Annotated in this window: 12 protein-coding genes and 1 pseudogene; 7 read left to right on the plus strand and 6 right to left on the minus strand. The window is 60.8% G+C overall.

Annotated features, from left to right (window positions below; genetic code table 11):
* Positions 1–142: 142 nt before the first annotated feature.
* From EHF33_RS16260 to EHF33_RS16280, 5 genes and pseudogenes are all read right to left on the minus strand, one after another.
* Positions 143–748: pseudogene (locus tag EHF33_RS16260) on the minus strand (IS630 family transposase); the annotation flags it as partial.
* A gap of 8 nt (positions 749–756) precedes the next feature.
* Positions 757–1,227, minus strand: coding sequence for a helix-turn-helix domain-containing protein (locus EHF33_RS16265; RefSeq protein ID WP_124874134.1), 471 nt, complete (start codon positions 1,225–1,227; stop codon positions 757–759).
* A gap of 243 nt (positions 1,228–1,470) precedes the next feature.
* Positions 1,471–3,414 carry a fibronectin type III domain-containing protein gene (locus EHF33_RS16270; protein WP_124874136.1) on the minus strand — a complete coding sequence of 648 codons (1,944 nt, stop codon included), beginning with the start codon at positions 3,412–3,414 and terminating at the stop codon, positions 1,471–1,473.
* Positions 3,415–3,438: 24 nt separating this feature from the next.
* On the minus strand, positions 3,439–9,153 hold the full coding sequence (locus tag EHF33_RS16275; RefSeq protein ID WP_124874138.1) for a hypothetical protein: 5,715 nt from the start codon (positions 9,151–9,153) through the stop codon (positions 3,439–3,441).
* A 37-nt stretch (positions 9,154–9,190) separates the two neighbouring features.
* On the minus strand, positions 9,191–10,501 hold the full coding sequence (locus EHF33_RS16280) for a hypothetical protein (protein ID WP_124874140.1): 1,311 nt from the start codon (positions 10,499–10,501) through the stop codon (positions 9,191–9,193).
* 343 nt (positions 10,502–10,844) lie between these two features.
* On the opposite strand from EHF33_RS16280, the gene EHF33_RS16285 reads away from it, so the two are divergent.
* From EHF33_RS16285 to murQ, 6 genes are all read left to right on the plus strand, one after another.
* Positions 10,845–11,345 (plus strand): hypothetical protein, encoded by a 501-nt coding sequence (locus tag EHF33_RS16285; protein WP_164473579.1) that lies wholly within the window; start codon positions 10,845–10,847, stop codon positions 11,343–11,345.
* A 444-nt stretch (positions 11,346–11,789) separates the two neighbouring features.
* Positions 11,790–12,233, plus strand: coding sequence for a hypothetical protein (locus tag EHF33_RS16290; RefSeq protein WP_124874144.1), 444 nt, complete (start codon positions 11,790–11,792; stop codon positions 12,231–12,233).
* A gap of 415 nt (positions 12,234–12,648) precedes the next feature.
* Positions 12,649–13,149, plus strand: a complete 501-nt coding sequence (locus EHF33_RS16295) for a MarR family winged helix-turn-helix transcriptional regulator (protein WP_164473580.1) — start codon at positions 12,649–12,651, stop codon at positions 13,147–13,149.
* The gene (locus EHF33_RS16300; protein WP_124874148.1) at positions 13,146–14,405 is read left to right on the plus strand and encodes a cytochrome P450; all 1,260 of its coding nucleotides are present in this window, start codon (positions 13,146–13,148) and stop codon (positions 14,403–14,405) included. Before EHF33_RS16295 ends, EHF33_RS16300 begins: the two co-directional genes overlap by 4 nt.
* 68 nt (positions 14,406–14,473) lie before the next feature.
* Positions 14,474–15,385, plus strand: a complete 912-nt coding sequence (locus EHF33_RS16305) for an N-acetylglucosamine kinase (protein ID WP_164473581.1) — start codon at positions 14,474–14,476, stop codon at positions 15,383–15,385.
* Positions 15,382–16,332 carry an N-acetylmuramic acid 6-phosphate etherase gene (gene murQ, locus EHF33_RS16310; RefSeq protein WP_124874152.1) on the plus strand — a complete coding sequence of 317 codons (951 nt, stop codon included), beginning with the start codon at positions 15,382–15,384 and terminating at the stop codon, positions 16,330–16,332. The genes EHF33_RS16305 and murQ overlap by 4 nt, the downstream gene beginning before the upstream one ends.
* 9 nt (positions 16,333–16,341) lie before the next feature.
* Here murQ and EHF33_RS16315 read toward each other — a convergent pair whose 3' ends face one another.
* A complete protein-coding gene (locus EHF33_RS16315; protein ID WP_124874154.1) occupies positions 16,342–18,396 on the minus strand; it encodes an ATP-binding protein in 2,055 nt (684 codons plus the stop codon).
* A 207-nt stretch (positions 18,397–18,603) separates the two neighbouring features.
* Here EHF33_RS16315 and EHF33_RS16320 point away from each other — a divergent pair, with 207 nt between their 5' ends.
* Positions 18,604–20,961 carry an alpha/beta fold hydrolase gene (locus EHF33_RS16320; RefSeq protein WP_124874156.1) on the plus strand — a complete coding sequence of 786 codons (2,358 nt, stop codon included), beginning with the start codon at positions 18,604–18,606 and terminating at the stop codon, positions 20,959–20,961.
* Positions 20,962–21,006: the final 45 nt, after the last annotated feature.

A 21,006-nucleotide genomic window follows, 5' to 3' on the forward strand; every position in this document is an offset into this window, starting at 1 on the left:
GTAGAGTAGCTGTAGATATGTTTTGTAAATAAGTCTGTTTTTAGTGATCTAGTGTATGACCACAGGCATGTCTATAGCTATTTGCGAGTCGGATAGTGGCGCTTGAGTTTCTCCCGAGCTGTGGGTGTCGAGAACTGCCAGTTCACGCGCACAGACCGCGCGTTGCGGTCTGTTTCCCAGGCGTGGATTTCACGCTCGACGGCCTCTTTACTCGCCAAGCGCTGACCCAGACACTGGCGTTGCAAGGCTGACCACTCCAATTCCGCCGTCTTGGGCAGAACGGCACCCATATGGGGCCTGCTCGCATGTTGAGCCAGGACGCATGTTTTGGTGTGTAGATCCACTCGAAGCGTCGGCTCAGCCGCCGAGCTTCCTCTGCCGGAAGATGTTGATATAGCGCTGCTGGACTGTGCGTGGACAGCTGATCCAGCACCAGAACGATCTTCTCGGCAACCGCATAGCGCAGCTCCAGTGCCTGGAGCTGCTCAGCAAAGTCCGCATTGCTCCGTCGGTCGGTCACCGTGACTGTGCGTTGACCGGTGTGTGGTTCCAGAGCGACAAAGAAATTGACGGTGCCATACCGCTTGTATTCATGATCCACCCGTGCTGGGGATCCCGGCACGGGTGGCAGTGGCTCTCGGACATGATCCAACAGCTGATACGACTTTTCATCGAAGCAGATGACAGGCCGTGAGGCATCGTAGGGCTGGGCATAGGTGTCCAGCACGGTTTCCATGCGCCACACGAAGTCCGCACCTACCTGGGCGACACACCAACTTTGAACCTGCCACGGTTTGAGTGCGTTTTTTTCAGTGTTCTCCGTACGGTCTCGTCACTGATGCTGTCCACCACACCCAGGGTCACCAGACGATCGGCCAGCAGTTGCATCGTCCATTTCTCCCGGCCGTCGGGACTCGAGCACACTTCGGCGATCAAGATCGCCGTCCGCTGCGCGTTCAGTTTGGGCGGCTGTTTGGGCCGTGCTTTCTCGTGGAGGGCAGCCTGGAGGCCGCCCTCGGTGTACTTCTTGCGGATCGACGCGACGGTGGCAGAACTCACGCCTTGGCGCTCGGCCACGTCCCGATCCAGCAGGCCTCTGTCGCTCAGGAGCAGGAGGCGTGCGCGGGCCACGACCCGCGCACTGTGCACGCCTTTCCGAGTCATGTCCGTCAGTTGCTGCCGCTCATTGTCGCTCAGCTGCACAACCCACTGTTTCCGTCGTCCCATCCCTCAGTTTACCTGAAGGCATGCCTGTGGTCATGCACTAGATCATTTGTAATAAGAGACGGCTGAGCTGAAATCATAATCGACTAACTATTCTCTCAAACGCTCTAGTTAGTCGATTAAAAAGAGCTTCTTCGGGAAATGTTTTGGTATTCCCAAAATATAACTTCAAAATCCTGCGCCGTCTTTCATCTTCCCTCGGCAAGAAGATGAAAGACGGCGCAGTTGTCTGTAGGAGGCGAGTCTTTACTTGGCGTCTACCGCCGCCGACATCGGCCCCGCCGTGCCCGCCGCGTCCACGGCCTGCACGCTGTAGCGAGCGCCTTTGCGGGCGGCCTCGGCGTACTGCGGCTTGATGAGAGGCCCAGCAATTTGAACCCGGCGTTGCCCCTCCCAGCGGAACACGTAGTAGGCCAGAGCGTCTTGGGAGTCTGTCCAGCTTAAGCTGACTTGGTCTTTGCCCAGCACCGCCCTGAGGCCCGCCGGAGCGCTGAGTTTTTGGGTGGGCGGCTCGGCAGACAACACATTGGAGGCGTTGGAGCGGTTGCCGCGCAAATCCACAGCCACCACCGCGTAGCTGTACTGCACACCGCCGCGCACCTTGCTGTCCAAGTAGCCGAGGCTGTCAGGCGGCAGGGTCGCCACTTTGACCGGCTCGGTCTCATTCTGGGCGGCGCGGTAAATCTGATATTCCATGAGATCAGGCGTGGGCGCAAGCGTAAAGATAATCGCCACCTTGCCCGCCGCCGATTGAGCGTGAATCAGCAGCGGCGCTTGGGGCGGGGTCTTGTCGGTCAGCTCTGCCAGCACTGCGCTGGACGCTTCTCCCTCCACGCCGGAGGTGTTGACGGCCTTGACGGTGTACTTGAACTGGCTCTGAATGCCCTGCGGGATGGCGTCTTTGAACACTGGGGTTTTGATGGGTTCGCCGTTGAGCAGCACCACCGGGGCGTTGCCGCTCACGCCGATCTCGGCGCGGTAGACGTTGTAGCCGTCGATGTCTTTTTCGGTGTTGGCCGCCCAACTCAGGGCAATCGCCGTTTCGCTGCCCTCGGCTTTCAGCGCCTTGGGAGCGCTGGGCGGCGTTTCGTTGTAGGCGCGGCCCACCCGCTCGGGACTGGGGTCGCTCTGGCGGCTGCCGTCGCTGACTTGCAGAGCGTAGTAGCGCGGGCTGGCAGGCGGTGCGCTCTTGTCGGTGTAGCTGGTGGCCCCCGGCGGCAGCTTGGTCAGCGGCGCGAGCTTGCCGGGACGGTCGCCGCGCAGCACAGTAATTTCTTTGATGCCCGCATCCGTTACCTTGTCCCAGCTGAGTTCGACTTGATTTTGGTTGTTCTTGACGGTGGTGATCAGCGGGGCTGAAATCGGGAAGGCGAGGCGGGCTTCCAACGTGACCACATTGCTCGGCGCACTCTCGCGCCCAAACACGTCCAGGGCTGTGACGCGGTAGCGGTAGCTTTGTTTGGGGTCGAGTTTGGTGTCGCCGAACTTGGGCACCTCGCCCCGGTTGATGAGTTGGGGATTCTCAGTCAGGTTGGCGAATTCGCCGCTGCCCAGCGCACGCTGAACGCGGTAAGACACCACCAAGTCGTCGCCGCGCGGCCAAGTCAGGGCAGCTTGGCGGGTCGCGGGCGAAACTTTGAGGGCATTGGGCGCAGACAAGGGCACGTCTTTGCCCACCTGAGCTGTCACCGTCCCGAGGTTCTGAGTCCCCGCCGTGACGCTGTAGCTGTAGCTGCCCGCCGCCAAGTTGGAATCTTCAAAAATCAGGCCCAGGGCGCGGGCCAGATTGGGGTTGCTCACGGTACTGAGCAAGTTGAGCAGCAAAAACCCCCGTTCGTCGGCGCTGAGCTTGTCGTCGTTGAGTGCGGCCAGTGCGCCCACCGCCAGGTCGTAGTCGTCAGGGTCGAGTTTGTATTTGCCCACCGCTTCGAGCTTGTTGAGCGGCTTGACGGTGAAGGTTTGCGTGCCGCCAGTGCCGGAGCGCTTGACGACGTATCCGGCGTCGGGCAGACCAGCGGGCAAAATCGGCAGCCGCAGCAGCACGCTTGATTTCTGGCCGAGGCCGAGAACGAGGAGCTTGTTGGCAGGTTGGGCCAGCACCGAACCGAGGCCCAGCAAGGCCGTGAGGGAGAGGGTCAACAGGGTTCGCATCGGGTTCTCCTTGGGCGGGGTGAGGTCAACATTCTTCACGCTCACTCCGCCCCTTAAGCACGGCTAGAAACTCACGTTCGCGTGAATATTGAACGTAGGGATGATCGGCAGATCGACGTGCAGGGTGGCGTCGCCGTTAAAGGCAATCGGGTTAAAGGCGCTGAGGTGGCCGTTGATGTCGGCTCCCAGACCAATGCCGATGCTCTTGCCGTTCCAGTTCATGATCTCTTGCTTGTTGGCAAATGGACGGTCACGGCCCGCGCAGCCTGCCCGCACGTCCAGGTCTGCGTGGAAGCCTGCGGCGGCGTCGAAGCGCACGGGGTCGAGTTCAAAGCCCATGTCGATGTTCATGCCGTAGCCGAGCGAGGCCCGTCCCCAGGGGTAGCACTTGAACGGCCAACCGATGCGGCCCAGCGAACCGGCGATGCCGAATCTGGCGTCAAAGGCGTAGCCGGTAAACAGGCCGGTGCCTTTCTTGTTGTCTTTGCGGTCGCCGTTTTCAAAGGCCTGCCCGATAATCAGGTAGCCGCGTGATTCGACGCCGCCGAGAAAGGGAATATTGAGTTTGGCCGAGATGGGGTTGCCGTAGGTGCCGACTTTGACAAATTTCTGGTCAGCAATTCTCACATGCAGCCACGCGGTGATGTCCACCACGCCGGCCAGCGTGAACTTGCTGAGGTCGTTGCAGTTCAGGCCGCTGAGATACTGCGGCCCCAAGCAGCCCAGCATATCGAAGCCGTCGCCCGTGACCGATATCAGAATCCGCGCCTGAGCCGCTTTGTTCCCAAAGACGCCCTGATTCATCGGTGTGAGAATCCAGCCGTCGGCGGTCAGCTCGAATCCGCGCTGGGTGTCGATTTTGAAGATGGCCTTGAAGTGCAGGCTGCTGCCTTCCTCAAAAGCTGCCGTGATGCCGCCGATAATCTGCACGCCGTGGGTGCCGGTTTTGGTGGGGGCAAGGGCGTACTGCGGAATGCTGGCGTTGTCTGGCCACTTCATGTTGTAGGCAATGCCGCCGGTAAAGCCGTAGAGGTTGAAGGCCCCCAACACCGTGACGATGGGCGTGCGGCTGTCGATGGCCGCCTTGACGTAGAAGTAAGGGTCGTTGGTGAGGCCGAACAGCGCCTCCGCTGTGACTTTCATGACCGACGCGCCCTGACCGGTGTCTAGGCCGCCCTTGATGGTCAGCTCATAGCCGCCTGTCACCTGCCTGAGGCCAATCGTTCCACTTTGCGTGAGGCTGCCGAGGCTGGCCCGCACGTCTGACGAGGAAAGCATGCCGGTGGTGGTAAAGACTGCCGACACGTCGCTGCCCTCCACCCGCATGGTGGCGTTGGGGTCAACCTGCTTGCTGAAGGCGTCGGTGTGAAGGTCCAGCCTGCGGTTGACGCCGCCGCTGACGAGGTAGCGCATCTGAGCCGGTACGCTGGGGGTCAGGCTGCTGAGCTGCTGCTTGCCGTCTAGGCCCAGCGCGTAGCCGTTGCCGCTGCGCCCGATGACGGCTGCGGTGACGTTAAAGGTCTGGCCGAACAACTTGAAGTCGCTGGACGGCAGGTTGACTTTGCTCAGGCCGTCGGCGCTCTTTTTCTGGTTGCTGGCGCTGAGGGCCGATTCACCGAAGCGCACGCTGCCGTCAGCGGTAAAGGTCAGGGTGTTGAGGGTCGCCACCCCGCCGCTGAGCGAGGCGCTGGGCAACTTGAGGTACTGGCCCGCGCTGCCGAAAGTGAGACTGCCGATGGGGCTGACCAGCTGGGCGGTGTTGAGCGAGCTTCCGCCAGCTGCGGGCGTAGTGCCGCCAGTCGTGCTGACGAAGGCTACCCCCAGCATCCGCGCCGTGAGCATCGGTGCGTTGGCACTCACCGAGCTGCTGATGGCATTGGAAGCCGCAGACCCGCCACTGATGGCCGGAACATTGCCGACGTACTTAAAGCCGCCGCTGTAACTGCCCGTGAACTGTCCCAAGGTGGTGCCGGAGGCGATGCCGCTGCCCTGCGCTCCAGCTTTGAGGGTGGAGAGTTCTTTGAGATCCCAGCTGTTGGCGGTGATTTGCAAATCAAGGGTTTGGCCGCGCTCTACCCACGCGCCGCCGCCCGCCGAGAGGTCACTCTTGCCGAAGTCGCGGCTCAGTTCGCCGGTCAGGGCGTAGTGGAAGTCGCCTCCTGCCAGCGTGATCGCCACATCAGCCTGCTTCTCGAACAGGGGGATCTTGGCGGTGGCCGCGCCCGCTGCGTCACTCATGTGATTTTCGACGGCCACCAAGCTGAGCTGCTTGAGGGTAAAAGTCCAGCCCCTATCGGTGAAATTGCCCGCGCCGAGGTCGCCGCTGAAGGTGTAGCCACTGCGCAAGGTGGCGGTGGTGGACGGCGTGAGCGCGGCGTTGAAGCCGACTTTGGCTTTGTCCAGCACCACACCCATCCAAGCTGCGCCTTCCAGCGGCTTGGTGACGCTGGGCTGCACGTCATAGAGGCTCAGCACGCTGGCCACCGAGTCGGCGGTTTGCGACGCGCTCAGGTCGAGCGTCAGGCTGGTGCTGCCGCTGAAGGTCAGCGGGGTGGTGGGCACTTTGAGGGCGCTCACATCGGCGCTGGCGCTGCCGTAAAGGTCGCCCGAGTCGGGTTTGAGAGCCGCTTTGATCGGGTAGGTGAACTTGGGATCGGGGCGGCAGTACTTGGTGGTCTCCAACAGAACGCCGGAAGCGCTCACCGCCGTGGCCACTTTCAGACCGCCTTGCAAGGTGCTGAAGCGGAAGTCCTGGCTGTGGCCCAAGCTGTTTGAGGCGCTCAGAGACGCGGCCCCCGCCTGTGCCATTACGGGCGTGCGGGTGCTGGCGGCCCGGATGACCAATTGCTGGCCCTGTCCGCGCAGGCCGGTAACGGGACTGGCAAACACCGGCAGCAGCCCCTTGCCGTTCAGGATATTGATGGGATCACCGTACAGCACTTCATTGGTGCGCGAGACGATGTCGAGAATGGTGGGGTGGGCGGGCAGATAATCGTGACGGTCTCTAAAAGGATCGGAATTGCTGGGAGGCGGCTCGCAGGTGATCGCCAGCGAAACTTGGCCGCTGAAATCGGCGCTGGTGGGTGTGAACTGCACATTGTTGGGCAGCACCTGGAACCCGCCGAGGCCGGCTGGCAGCGGCACAGTCTTGAAGGTATTGAGGTTCATGCCGATCTCGCCGGACGTGACATGCACCCGCTCGTCATTGACGGCTTCGACCACCAGTTTGGAGAAGCTGACCTGCACATCTTTGAAGGCTTCCACGCCGCCGACCACCAAGGTGTGGCTGGCTTTGCCCGCAAACGCGGCGAAGTCGGGGTTGCTGATGGAAGTGATCTTGAAGATAAAGCCGTCTATTTCCAGCTCGGTGGGCACTGGGCGCACCGTGTAGCTGATGGCGGGCGGGGTGGACAGCACCGGCGCTTCACCGGCAGCGGGGGCGGGAACATAGATCAAGGTATGCACGCCGAGGGCAGTAGTCGGCAAGTTGGGAATGGGGAAAGTGACGTGGGTTTTGCCCTTGATGGCGCTGATGCTGACGCTGGAAAGCGTGGTGCCGTCGAGTTGCAGCTCGCCAGTGAGTTGGCCCTGACCGCTGTAGTCCAGCTCCAGCGCGGCGTCTACTTTGCTGCCGAGGAGAACCATCAAGTTGGGTCTGTCTTCGGGCTTGGTGAAGTGCAGCGTCAGGGTATCGACCGTCAGGCTAGGGTCTACCTTGACGGTGGCGGTGGCAGGCGCAGCGCCGTCCACGCTGAGCTTGAGGACATAGAGGCCGATTGCCGCGTACTGGTGCTTGAGCGGGCCAGTCACCAGCGTAGTAGTGCCGTCGCCCCAATCGAGGGTGTAACTCAGGCCTGCTATGAGGTTGCCGGGGGTAGCCGTCACGTTCTCACCGACGCGGGCCGGGTTGGGCTGGGCGTCCAACGTCGGCACCGGAACTTTGACATTCAAGCTGACCACCACAGGTGCGCCGCCTTCGGGCGTCAGTTTGACGACGTAGACACCAGGAGCCGTGAACTTGTGCTTGGCGCTGGCGGTGGTGTTGCCGCTGACAGCAACGGTGGTGTCGTCTCCCCAATCGAGGCTATATCTGAAGTTGGGCACCAGATTGCCGATGCTGGCGCTCACCTCCTCGCGCACGTTGGCGGGGTTGGGATCGAGGCTGAGGGTGGGAACCGTCAGTTTGACAACCAAGCTGACGGTGGCGGGCGCTGCGCCCTCGGTGCTGAGCTTGAGGACGTACACGCCGGGAGCAGCGTAGGTGTGCTTGGCGCTGGCGCTGCCATTTCCGCCGCTGACGGGCACAGAAGCGTCGTCTCCCCAGTCGAGCGAGTAACTCAGGCCCGCCGCGAGGTTGCCCATGCTGGCCGTCACGCTTTGGCCGACTTCCGCCGGGTTGGGATCGGCGCTGAGGGTCGGTACAGGCGGGCGCACACTGACATTGACAATGACCGGAGCCACGCCATCTGCCGTGAGTTTAACGAGGTAAGTGCCGGGGGCCGGGTAAGCATGCTTGGCGCTCGCGCTGCCGTTGCCGCCACTCACGGAAACGACGCTGCTGTCTCCCCAGTCCAGCGAGTAGGTCAAGCTGGGAACGAGGCTGCCGATGCTGGCCGTGACCGTTTGGCCCACCAGAGCCGGATTCGGGTCGAGGCTCAGTGTCGGTGTCGGCGCGGCGACATTAACCACCAAACGGCACAGTGGGCGCTGGGTGCCGAGGTCGCTAACCACCACCACCTGAGCGCCCGCCTGCTGATAAGTGTGCTTGAAGCTGGCGACTTTGTTGTTGGGTGCGCCAAAGTTATTGACGCCGCTGTCTCCAAAGTCGATGCCGTATTTGCTGCCAGCGGAGCCAGTGAATTTGACCACGATGTCCACGTTCTTGCCGATCTGCGCGGGGTTGGGATCAGCGCTGATCTCACAGGCGGTGGGGTCGAGAATGGTGATGTTGGCGATCACAGGTGGGCCGCCCGCATTCAACTTGACCACATAAAGGCTCGCCGTTTTGTAAATGTGCTTGAGGCTGGCCTGTCCAACTCCGTTCACCTGATCGGTGGTGCCGTCACCCCAGTCCAGCGAGTGACCGGAGACACCTACTGTCAAATTGCCCAGCGTGGCCGTGACCGTCTGACCCACGTTGGCCGGACTGGGATCGAGACTCAGCGTCGGCTGAGAAGCCGCGACATTAACTACCAAACGGCACAGCGGGCGCTGGGTAACAAGGTCACTCAGAACCACCACTTGAGCGCCCGCTTGCTGGTAAGTGTGCTTGAAGCTGGCAACCTTGTTGTTCGGTGCGCCAAAGTTATTGACGCCGCCGTCTCCAAAGTCGATGCCGTATTTGCTGTCCGCCGGGCCAGTGAACTTGACCACAATGTCCACGTTCTTGCCGGGCTGCGCGGGGTTGGGATCAGCCGTAATCTCGCAGGCGGTGGCCTCGGTGATGGTGACTTGCTGGCGAAACAACACCCTGGTATTTACGAACATGATGGCCGTGTACTTTCCAGCTTTTTCGTAGCGGTGGGTTTCCGTCCCGTAGTCGTAGAGTTCCTTGTCGCGGGTGCCGTCTCCCCAATCAATGATGACGCTCTCAGTTGCGGTGGCGTTGTAGCCAAAGGTGGCCGTAACCAACTCCCCGATTTGGGCAGTGGCAGGAACGATCTTGAACTCTTCATAGTTTTGGGCCGACGCTGTACCGGAGAGCGCCGCGCCGAACACCCCCAGCACCGTGAGCAACATGGCGAGCCAGCGCGAGAGTTGAAACGGTAAACGTTGCACAGTCCACCTCCTAAAAATAACTTCAGAACATCCGGAATCAGAACACATAGCGCACCCCCAGCCCGCCCTGAATGGACGGCTGAGCCGTGCCGAGGCGGGAGCGGGCGCTGACATTCAGTGTCCAGTGGTCGCTCAGGGCGTAGAGCGCTTGCAAGCCGATTTGCGCGGTCAGGGGGCGGCTGGTACTGGGGCTGTCGGCGGCCAGATTCAAGGCAAAGGTCAGCGCCGAGCCGAGGGTTTGGGCGTTGGCGTCCACGTGATACGACCAAGGGTCTTTTTGAGCCGGGGCGTAGCGGGCGTTGCCGCGCACCGAAGCGGTGAAGGCCGTGCCTGCATAGCCCACGTTCAGGCGCGGCGAGACGCTGTAGGTCGGCACGTTGTTCACGTCCGGCGTGGAGTCGGCGGCCAGCCCCGCGCCCAGCGTCCAAACGCCGCTGCGGTAATCCAAGCTGAGGCTGCCGTCTTGCGACAAGGGTGAAGCGAAACTCAGGCCGTACTCGCCCGACACACTCAGCGCCTCGCTGAAGGTGTAATCGGCATTCAGCCGAGCGCCAAACAGACTGTCGGCCCGCGTCCGCGTCAGCGCCGCGCTGAGGCTCAGCGGCGTGAAGCGGGCACTGCTCAGCGTCAAGCTCTCGCTGTCTTGTTGCTGGCTGTTGTAACTCAAGGCGGCGGCCAGGCGCTCGGTGCTGGTGATCGGCACGCCCGCGTCCAAGTTGGCCGACCACTTGAGGGCGTTGGGCGCACTGCCGGTGTCCGAACTGCTTAACTTGGCGCGGGCACGTATGTCCACACTGGCGACTTTGCCGGTCAGGCCCAGATTCAGGCTGCGGTTGGTGCCGGGATCGTCGGGGGTCAAGTTGAGCTTGGTGTTGTCCCAGCTTCCGCCAGCACTCCAGCGCCAAGCTTTGGAAAATTGACCCCGCGTATCCAGCGAGACGCTGTTGAGCACGTAGCCCTGATCGGGCCGCCCGTCTTCAGCCCGCACGTAAGTCAGGGTGGCGTCTGAAAAAAGGCCCGGATTGGGCGAGGAGTAGCCCGCCAGGGCCGTGTAGGTGGCGGTTTGGCGCTCGGCTTCTCTGCTGACGCTGGCATAGCCGAAATAGCCGCCGCTGCTGAGCGACAGATTAGCGTTCTGGCGCTGCAAGCTGAGTTCGCTGGCCCGCAGACTGACGCTGAAGGCCGCGGCGCGGTAACTGTACTGGCCGTCCAGCGTGCCTCCCTCCAAACCGCTGGACGGATAAAAATAGCGAAACTGCACATAATCGCCGCTGGTATTGGCAGCGCTGGCAAAGCTGCACAGCAGCAGACTGAGCGCTCCGGCCCTCCCAGACTTGGCCCTTTTCACCGTAAAGCTCGGCTGAGCGAATCGAATTGGGGCAGCTTGGGTTGAGGCGGCTTGTACACCGATGTTCGCCGGTTGTCCCAACACGCCGAGGGCAGAACACCGGAAGCCACGAAGCGGCCAATTGACATGACATACCTCCATCTATGAAGGTAGGCTGAGGAGCGTCAAAAACCTGTCAAAGATTTCTATCTCGTGCGGCTCCTACACTTCGCCAGTCAAGCTGACGGCTGCTGAGGCAGGTGCTGAGGATTACCGTACCGAGCGCCGGCTTGCAGGTATTCGGAGCACAGCTCTATGCTGATGAGCAGACCAGTGCCGACGAGAGTTTTTGCTGGATGGAGGAATGATGAAACAGTTGACCTGGCATTTCCCGTCCAGACTGTCCCGCGTACTGCTGGGCCCGGTTGCTTTCTTGGGCCTGCTGAGCACGACTTCGGCCCAAACTGAAACCGTCGATCCGCTGCTTCCCGTTCACGGCGTGGTGTTTCGCTCGGGTGGTCTGATGTCGGACAGAACTTTGCTGGTCTACGATCTACGTGGGGGCACGCTCAGGTCGGAGGTAACTAAAGCGGGAGCGTCTGTGAAGGCAGACAACATACTGAGCAGCCCCATCATCCTGACCAGCCAACAGCAGGAAAAAGTGGCTCAACTCCTGACCAGCATCGCCAATACCCAGGACAAACGCGTGTTCGGAAACTCGACCGTGACGGCCGATTATATCGTCTGGATGCAGATGAGGCTGAGCAAAACAGTCATCAGCATCAATCCGTATGGGCCTCCGCAGAGCACGCTCAAGGAGCTGAATACCTACCTGTGGGACATCGTGAGCGAAGCTGGGAAATGAAGCAACTGAGGTTCAGCGCCAGCAAACCGCCGGTCATTTGCGCCTGCTGAAGCTGAGAAACATGGATGCCCCTCCTCAGCGTAAGAGCGCACACAGATCCTGATTTGGTCTTTTTAAGGATGAGAGGTCTGTGAGGGTAAGAGGCCTGAAAGAGCCGTTTCCTCACTATGAGATGAATGTCTGAGACGCCGCTACTCCCGCTCAACTGTAGGCCAATAAGCCAACAGCGCTTTGAGGACGGTCGGCGGGGCAGACAGATTTTCCCGAGGGCCAATCTTTTTCATGCATGTACTGGTGAACAGATGGTGCAATTTAGAGACGCCTCCATCATTTATGGGATGTCTTTGCGCTGTGTATATGCGCCGACCAAGTGGCCCAGCCTCTGCCTGCCCAGGATGCTTTGATGACTCAGGGCCGATTCCTCTCCATGGCACAGGAAGGGCTGTGAATGCTTCACCACAAGCTCCTCATTCGGTGACGCGGGTGGCCCGTTCCGGAAATACTGCCCATGCACAGCAGTTGCGCCTCAAACGAACATTTCTGGGTATGGTCACACACCTGGGAACCACCCTTATCGTTGTCGCCTGTTTCATTACAGGCATGCTTACCGCCGTGCACTTGGTGTATTACCTGGTGGGAATCACTGTCGTTTGCACAACGTTTCTGCTCCTGATTTTCACCAACGTCAATCTGCGTTTCAGGAACCCGAGTATGACTGCTGCTCAGATCATCCTCACCATGTGGCCGGCTGGTTACGTCATGTTTTACGTTTCCGAGCCTCAGGCACGGGCACCGTTTTTGCTGTTGGGTGCCGTCGGAGTTCTGTTTGGGGTATTTGCCCTGAATTTCCGCTCCATGCTGTTCGTCTGTGGGGGCGTACTCGCCTAGTACATCGCAGTGATCTTGGCTTTGGTGCTCTGGGCTCCTGAACGCGTTGATCTGCATATTGAGGCCATTTAGTGAGGTCACCTCGCAGTTTGGGTGATGAAAGCGAGAAAGGCGTTCAGAGAGGCACCACCAGCGCAAACCCCCTCCTTCTTGGACAAAACGGACGCCCGCCCGCTTGCTGTGCTGGGCAAAGCGCTCAAGCGTTCGCTGGGCAGCTCTCCGTACTACCTGCCTGAGCCGGATCAGAAGCCTCTCCTCCCAAAGCGCAAAGCACCCAGCCATACCGCTTCAACCCACTGATCTGGAACGAAGAGGGCAACTCTCACACCGGGGACACAGCGCTTTTCCCCCAATACCTGCTGAGCAGCAACCAAACTCAACCCTTGCTCTCATGCTTTTGTTGCAGAATGCAACTGTGCTGCCCGACTCCTCTGCTCCCGACCTCGCTGCCCAGCCGCTGCGCTTCCTGAATGCTTACTGGACGCTGTGGCAAGCGCTGGCGCAGCCGATAGACGGCACTTTGACGCGGCTGCACGGCCTCGATTTGCGGGCCTTTATTGCTCTGAGCTATGTACAGGGCGGCATGACCTCGCCCGGCGAATTGTCCACCACCATGAGCATTCCCAAATACGAGGTCAGCCGCACCTTAGACCGCCTCACCAAGCTGGGGGCCATCACCCGCCGCAGCGATCCGGCCAATGCCCGCCGCCGCACCCTCGGCGTCACTCCGTCTGGGCAAGCGCTGTGGGCCTCGGCGCTCGCCACCGTGCAAGCGGTTACGCAGCCGCCACTTGAGGCGTTGGGGCCGCTGGAAGCCCTGACCTTCGGCTTGGAGCAGTTGGCCGCCCACGCCCAGCGCTGCACCGTCGAGCACCTTACTCCTCACCCTTCCCCCACTTCACCGGAGCAACCATGACCCAGCATCCCAATGAGGGCACCTGCCCTTTTCCCCATTCGTCTACTCCATCTGCCGCCCCCACTCCGCCGCTGACCCGCCGCCACGATCAGCTTTCCAAAACCGGAGCCAGCATTGAGCTGGACGAGCGCGGCGTGTACCGGGTTCACAGCTTTCAGGCCGCCCGCGAGATTTTGCGCGACGAGGGCGTGCGGCAAGCCGGCTTCATGTCCGAGATGGCCAGCAAGATGGGCGCAATGAAAAACGCGCCGGTGCTGTTTGCTGAGGGCGACACCCACCACGCCATGCGCCGCGACACCGCCCGCTATTTCACGCCGACTTCGGTGGCCACTTACCAGCCGATGATCGCCAAGCTGGCCGACGAGTTGGTCGCTGAGCTGAGCGCCAAGGGTGAAGTCAATCTGGATGATCTGAGCCTCAAGCTGGCCGTCGAGGTGGCCGCGCAGGTGGTGGGCCTGACCAGCAGCCGACTGCCCGGCATGGAAAAGCGCATCACTTCGTTTGTGGACGGCGGCGGCGACAGCGAACCCGGTTCGGCGCAGATTCGCAACCGCAGTCAGGCACTGAGCCAGCAGCTCAACTTGGGGCTGTTTTACTTTCTGGACGTCAAACCGGCCATCGAAGCCCGCAAAAAAGAGCGCCGCGACGATCTGATCAGCCACCTGCTCGACAAAAACTACAGCGACCTCGAAATCATGACCGAGTGCTTGACCTACGGCACGGCGGGCATGGTCACGACGCGGGAGTTTATCAGCGCCGCCGCTTGGCACCTGCTGCAAAACGCCGATTTGAGAAGCGAATACCTGCACGGCACCGAAAAGGAGCGTCACGCCATTTTGCACGAGATTTTGCGGCTTGAGCCGGTGGTGTCCACCCTCTACCGCCGCGCAGAGCAGGACTTGGAGATTGACGGCGTCAGCGTGCCCAAAGGCAGTTTGCTGGCGCTCAACGTGCAGGAAGCCAACACCGACGAAGCCACGGTGGGCGAGCGCCCGCTGGAAGTCTGCCCGGCCCGCAGCTTGCCACGCGGCGTTCAGGCCCCGGTGCTGGCGTTTGGCGACGGCCACCACCGCTGTCCCGGCGCGTTTTTGGCGATCCGGGAAAGCGACGTGTTTTTGCGCCGCCTGCTGATCTGGAACGACCTGCGGATCGTCACGCCACCGAGCGTGAGTTACAACGAAGTGGTCAAGGGCTATGAGCTGCGCGGTTTTCGGGTGGCGCTGGGGAAAGGAGCAGGCCAAGCAGCATCTGCTTAAGGGTGGTAAACTTTACCAATCAAATACCACTTTGTTCTGTCGAATCTAACTTCAAAGCAGGCCGCCGCGTGAGTGGCCCCCCGACACTGCTCAGCCTTGACCTGGGGGCCAGCAGCAGCAAATGGGCGCTCTACGCAGGCGAAGAGTACTTGGCCGAGGGCAAAGCCGTCCCCCTTTCCGGTCACCTCTACACGCCGGAAGCGCGGCAGCAGATGGCCGAGGGACTGGCGAGTATTCGCGCCGAGGTTCAAGGTCGGCCCGCTGCTCTCGTCGCTGGAGTGACGGGTTTGCAGGCTGAGTACGCCCCAATGATTGCTGAGCTGCTCAGCCGAACGTTTGGCCTGCCGCCTGCCGCCGTTTACGTCACCGATGATCTTCACCTGGCTTACTCGGCGCACTTTGCTGCCGGCTCCGGCACGCTGGTTTATGCTGGAACCGGCAGCATGGCGTACCACCGCACAGCGCGGGAAGACGTCATTCGGGCGGGTGGGCACGGCTTTTTGATTGATGACGCGGGGGGAGCGTTTTGGCAAGGGCGGCAAGGACTTAAGGTGGCGCTACGCCAAGCCGATGAAGGGCAGCCAGAAGGTCGGTTGGCGGCGGCCCTGTACGGGGTCATCGGCAGCTGGCACTGGCCCGACATCCGCGCTTATGTCTACGCGGGAGGCCGCGCCGCCGTCGCCCGCCTCGCGCCCGCCGTGTACGCGGCAGCCTTGGACAATGATCCCGAGGCCCAAACCATTGAGAACCGAGCTGGAGAGGAATTGGCACGGCTGGGCAGGGTCGTCACTAGGCAGGTCGGCAACGATCAGGTCGCGGCGGCGGGTGGGGCCTTCAATCCGCTGGTCAAACGGGCTTTTGTCAAGCAACTCGGCGCTCAACTTCAGCTCGTGCCCAGCGTCTCTCCTCTGTTGGGCGGCCCGGCGCTGGCCCGCTCGCTGGGGTTTTTTGCTCCCTCTTCGCAAGGAGTTCAGCCATGACGCCGCTTCCCGATACCGGTCTGTTCAGCTCCGAGCAACAGCGCACCGAGCAACTCAGCACCGAACAGCCTAGCCAGCAACACGCCCAGCTCGACGAGTACAGCACCGAGCAACTTGTCGCGGCGTTTAGCGTTGACCAGGCGCGGGCCGCACAGGCGGTGCAAAAAGCCGCTGAGCAGCTCACGCGAGCGGTTGACCTCGCGTATGCCAGATTGCAGGCGGGCAGCGGGCGCTTGGTTTACGTGGGCGCGGGCACTTCGGGACGGCTGGGCGTGCTGGACGGCGTGGAACTGCTGCCGACCTTCTCTTGGCCGCCGGAGCGGTTGGTGACGCTGATCGCGGGCGGCGAGAGGGCCATGTTCAGGGCCGCAGAGGGCGCGGAAGACGACGAGGCGCTGGCCGAAGCGGATATGCAGGCGGCGCAGCTCAGCCCCAATGATGTGCTGATCGCGCTGGCAGCCAGCGGTACCACTCCGTATGTCCTGACCTGCGTGCGGGCGGCCCGCAGTGCCGGAGCGCTCAGCATCGGCGTGACCAACAACCCCGGCAGCCCACTGGCCCGTGCAGTAGACGCCCCGATTGAATTGGACACCGGCCCGGAAGTCATCAGCGGCAGCACCCGCCTCAAAGCCGGAACCGCCCAGAAAATCGCCCTCAATACCTTTTCCAGCAGCTTGATGGTGCGGCTGGGCAAGGTCTACGGCAATTTGATGGTCGATCTGATGTCCACCAACGCCAAGCTGCGCCGCCGCGCCGTGCGCCTCACCCAGCACGCCACCGGCGTGAGCGAGTCTGAAGCTTTGAGCGCCCTGAATGCTTCGGCCATGCACGTCAAAACGGCCATCGTGATGCTCAAAACGGGGCTGGACGCTCAGGCAGCGCGGGAGCGGTTGCAGGCAGTGGCAGGCCACACCAAGCGGGCACTGACCAACACTCAGCAGCGCTGAACGAGCCGGTTACTGACTGAACACCAACCGCCCTTGACGGCGCAACTCACGGCTGATGGCTTCTTCGATGAGCGTGGTGGTCACGGCTTCACCACGGGCACGGGCCAGAAAGCTGGCGTTCAGGGCAATGGACTTGACATTGGCTCCGGTCAGCTTGGGACGGGCCAGGGCTTTGTAGTCGAGGGCCGACACTTCCACTCCCGCTGGAAAGGCCCGCTGCCAGAGTTGCAGGCGCAACGCTTCATCCGGCTCACGGAAGCGCACCGTGAAACGGATCCGGCGCATAAACGCCGAGTCGATGTTGCCTTCGTAATTGGTGGTGAGAATTGCTAAGCCCCGGTAAGATTCCATGCGCTGGAGCAAGTAATTGGTGGTCAGATTGGCGTAGCGGTCATTGCTGCTCTGGGCTTCGCCGCGCTTACCAAAGACGCTGTCGGCTTCGTCAAACAGCAAAATAGCCCCGCCCTCGTCAGCGGCGTCAAAGACTTTCTTGAGGTTCTTTTCGGTTTCGCCAATCCATTTGCTGCTCACGCTCGACAGGTCGATCCGGTACAAATCGAGGTTGAGGGCAGTGGCCAGCACTTCCGCCGCGTAGGTCTTGCCGCCGCCGCTGGTGCCGCTAAACAGCGCCGTGATACCGAGGCCGCGCTCGGCGCTGGTGTAACCCCAAGCGCGGTAGACCTCGTGGCGATGCTGCACCTGCGTCACGATATCGCGCAGGGTCAGGAGGTCTTCGGGCGGCAAAATGAGGCTTTCCCAATCGGCTCCAGTGGGAACTTGCTCAGCGATGCCCTGAAAAGCCTTGCGGCCTTGACGCTTGCAGGCCTCCCACACTTCAGCGAGCAGCTCCAAGTCGTCTGAGTCGGCCACGCCACGCTGCTGCAGGTGGCGCTGAGCGTCGCGGGCCACGGTGGCGATGGTTTGGCTGCTCAGCGAAAACTGGGTGGTGAGATGGCGGAATTCGGCAGCCACCTCCGATTGCCGCTGGGTCAGGGCACCGAGGCCCAGCGCGTCGCTCCAAAATTCGACTTGCTCTTCAGGGGTGGGCCGCTCAGCGGCGACGGCATAGAGGTCACGGGGCGACTCAAACACCAAAGGATCGCGCGAGAGCAGGATCAGCGGCGTTTGAAGCGAGCCGCACAGCGCCTGCGCGAAAGCCAGCGGCGACCATCCCTGCGCCGTGAGCGGCGAGGAGGCCGCTTCATTGAGATCACCCTGCTCTTCTAAGCGTATAACCAACGTCGCGCCGAGATACGTAAAATCGCGTTGCAGCAGTCCCAGCAGCGCCTCGACGCTCCACTTGCCCTGCTGCACACGGCGCTCGACTTGGCCAAAATCCAGCAGCCAGCCGCCCGCCCCCGAATCTGAAACCGCCGAATCTGGCATCCCCGAAATTGGGGCGCTGTACATCTGCGCGACTTCCAGCGCGGCAGCCGGTGAAGCGCTGTAGATATTGATGACCGGAACAAGGTCATCGGGGCCGCTGAGCTGCATCACCTCGCTCAACTCCGCGAGCGCGGCCTGCTGCGAGTGCCCCAGCCAAGCCCAGCTCCCCAGCGGCGTCAGCAGCGGGCTCAACTCACTGGACAGCGCCTTGCCGCCCTGCATGAACGCCAAAGCGCCCGGCGCGATTCTGATTTCAGACAGCAAGTCACTGCCGCTGCCGTTGCCGAAATGGGTCGGGTGCAATTCCAGCAAGTTCATTTGGCGTAAGGGGGAACTCGCCGCAAATACGGCCGGATCGAGGGGGCCGAACCACTGCTGAATCACGTATGGGCACAAAAAAGCGCTGAGCGTTTTGTCACTGCCGGAAAGTTCGAGTTCCGCCGCGCAGGTTTGCAGCATCAGTCCGGTATTGAGCTGCGTGGTGGCGGCCAAAAAGAGAATCAGGCGCTCTTCGGCACTCAAGCTGAACACTTCAAAAACAGCTTGACACGGCGTACCGCGCAAATCCGGCAACTTGAGCGGCAGCGGCCTGAGTTCTCCAGCCACCAATTGACCGCTGAGTTCGAGGGCAAATTCGTGGCTGAGTTCGTTGATGGAGCGCGGCAAACGCGTGGGCATGTGGAGATGGTAACGCCTTGCCCCTGCGCTCACAAACCCGTGAGACCACAAGCCCTACCCATTCTCGAAGGCGTCCGGAGGCGAGCGCTACCTGCCCAGACTCAGCGCAGACAAAAGCGGTGTAAACTGCTGACACGTGGTTGAGGTTGTTGGTGTGCCGCCCCTCGGTGCCGTAAAGCGTGCGGCCAAGTCCGCAGGAGAGTGGAGATGAGCGTATACGAACAGGAGAAACGCCCCAGTGGAGCGCTCAATGTCCCCGACAAAAACAAGGCGCTTCCCCTCATCAAGCCCAAGCCGCCGAGCCAGCCGCAAAAAAGTGGAACGGGTCAAGCTGCTGCGCTCCCTCAGAAGATCCCCACTGCCAAGCCGGCGATCCAGATTCCTAAACCCCCCGTGCTGGGCGGTGGCCCCAAAGATCGAGCGGCCCTGCTGACCAAACTGACGGCGGGCGAAGAAACCCAGTTCATCAGCAAACTGGCTTCCGCCGTTGCAGATGTGGCGGGAGGTGAGACGATGGGAAGACCCCTACTCGCAAATGTCGCGATGGGAACGACCCGAGCTTTGGCCGCTCCTCAGAAAGGCAAGAGCGACAAAATCAAAAACTACACCATGCCGGTCATTGCCGGAGACGAACTCAACAACCGCATCCGACTGGTGCTGGTCGCCGCACAGAAAACAGGCACTTTGCAGGCCACTTTGGACGCCTTTAAAACGCAGAACGGCAAATCCATTTATGCCGTGTTGGGCGAGCGCGTGCGCGATACCCAAGCCCGCGCCAAGATCCTGAATATTTTGCCGGTTCCGCTCGATCAGCAGCGCATCACCCGCGACACCTTTTTAGAAAATATCGCGGTGGGGATGAGTTACTCCAATGAATCGGCGGCCACCATGAATGACAAGGCCAAAGACGACGAGAGGCGCGGCGGCAAGCCCGGCGAAGTTTTAGCGGCTTTTGGCTACAAAGCCGGTGAATCGCTCAACGGCGCATGGGGCCTGCAAATGCGGATTTTTACGCCCGATCCCAAGAAAGCCAAAAGTCAGCCTATCGTGGTGGCTTTTCGCGGCACCGAGGGCATTTCATTTGATCCCAACGACGGAAGCGAGGGCGCAATTGATACGCTGATCGGCGACTTTGCCAAAAAGCAACCGGGCGTCAATCAATTTAAGGCCAATCAAGCTTGGATTGACCGAGTGATCAAGCAAGCTGCCGCCAGTGGACAAAAAATTACCTTTGTGGGTCACTCGCTGGGCGGCGCGTTGGCGCAGGAAGCCGCCGCACGGTATCCGCAACTCACCGCCGGAGTGGTTACGTTTCAGGCCGCCAATATCCCGCAGGAAGATGCCGATAAGGTTAAGGCTTACAACGCCGCACACCCCGAAAAGGCCATCAACGCCAGACATTACCGCGTCGAAGGCGACACGGTACCGATGTCCGGCGAAGCCAGTTTGCCCGGCAGCATCAACTATTTTGACCGAGTCAGCCGCCCACAAGGCAGTCAGGGGGCAATGACCAACATGCCCGCTTCGGAGGAATTCGCCAGAAAAAATCTCGATCCGTCAATGGGCGGGGTGAGTAAATTTGCAGCGAGCCAGTTGTCAACGAAATTTCCCCTCTTCACTATGGGTGCGGCCACCAAAGGCCATGTCATTCCGATTCTTTCTACTTACATGCATGGACTCAGCCCTCAGCAAACGGGGCCAATCGATCCCAAGCGCCAAGTGCTGCTGCAGTACGGCATTCAAGACGAAAACACCCTGTCGCATCCGCTGCTGAAAAATGGCAAGCCAATGTTGGACAAGGGCGGCAAACCGCTAATGATGCCCACCGAAGATGTTGGGGCTATTTTTGCGGGCAACTACAACACCCAACCCGAGGGGCCTACCCAAAACGAGAACCCCAGCTCAGTTGCGGCCAGTTTGGGCAGCACCGATCTCCATCCTAGAGACAAATATCCTGCGTGGGTCAATGGGCTGATTGAAAGTGTCAATACCAAGCGCGATCAGACTGATCCCCGCATCAAAGCGGAAGCCGCCCGCGCCCGCGTGATGCCTGAAGTGGCCGCACTCCAGAACGGAGGCGCAGCCGCCAAGACCTTTGAAAAAAATATTGCCTTCAACACGGCCATGCACCACTTGTTCAAATTGGCGGAGAGTGCCAAGACCCTCATTGATTTTGAAGCACAGGCCCGTGATCTTCTCAAAAAGGACAAATTGGATATGCTCCAAGAAGACGTCAACTTGGCCGAGCAGATGAACTTGGACAAATCGCCCCGTGCCAATGCTGAAAAGGCGCTTAAGGACTTGGCAGGGATTACGCCAGTCAGAGTTTCGGCTGTCGAGTTCGCTGTTTACGGCATTCCAGGTGTGGGGACGCGATTGGGAGATAAGGCTGCAGAGATCAACACTTTCATCCGACAATTTTCCAACGAGCCAACTCTAGATCAATACGAGCGCGAAGACGGTGAAGGCTATGAAGTCCAGTTGGACAGGAGAACACTCGATCAGCTAGATGAAAGACGAGTAAAAGATGTTTGGGGTATGTTCCATCCTGGGGATAAAAAGTGAGAAGCGCTGTTTTGATTCTATTTACAGCGTCACTGACTTTAATCT

The sequence above is a fragment of the Deinococcus psychrotolerans genome (assembly GCF_003860465.1).
Taxonomy (GTDB): domain Bacteria; phylum Deinococcota; class Deinococci; order Deinococcales; family Deinococcaceae; genus Deinococcus; species Deinococcus psychrotolerans.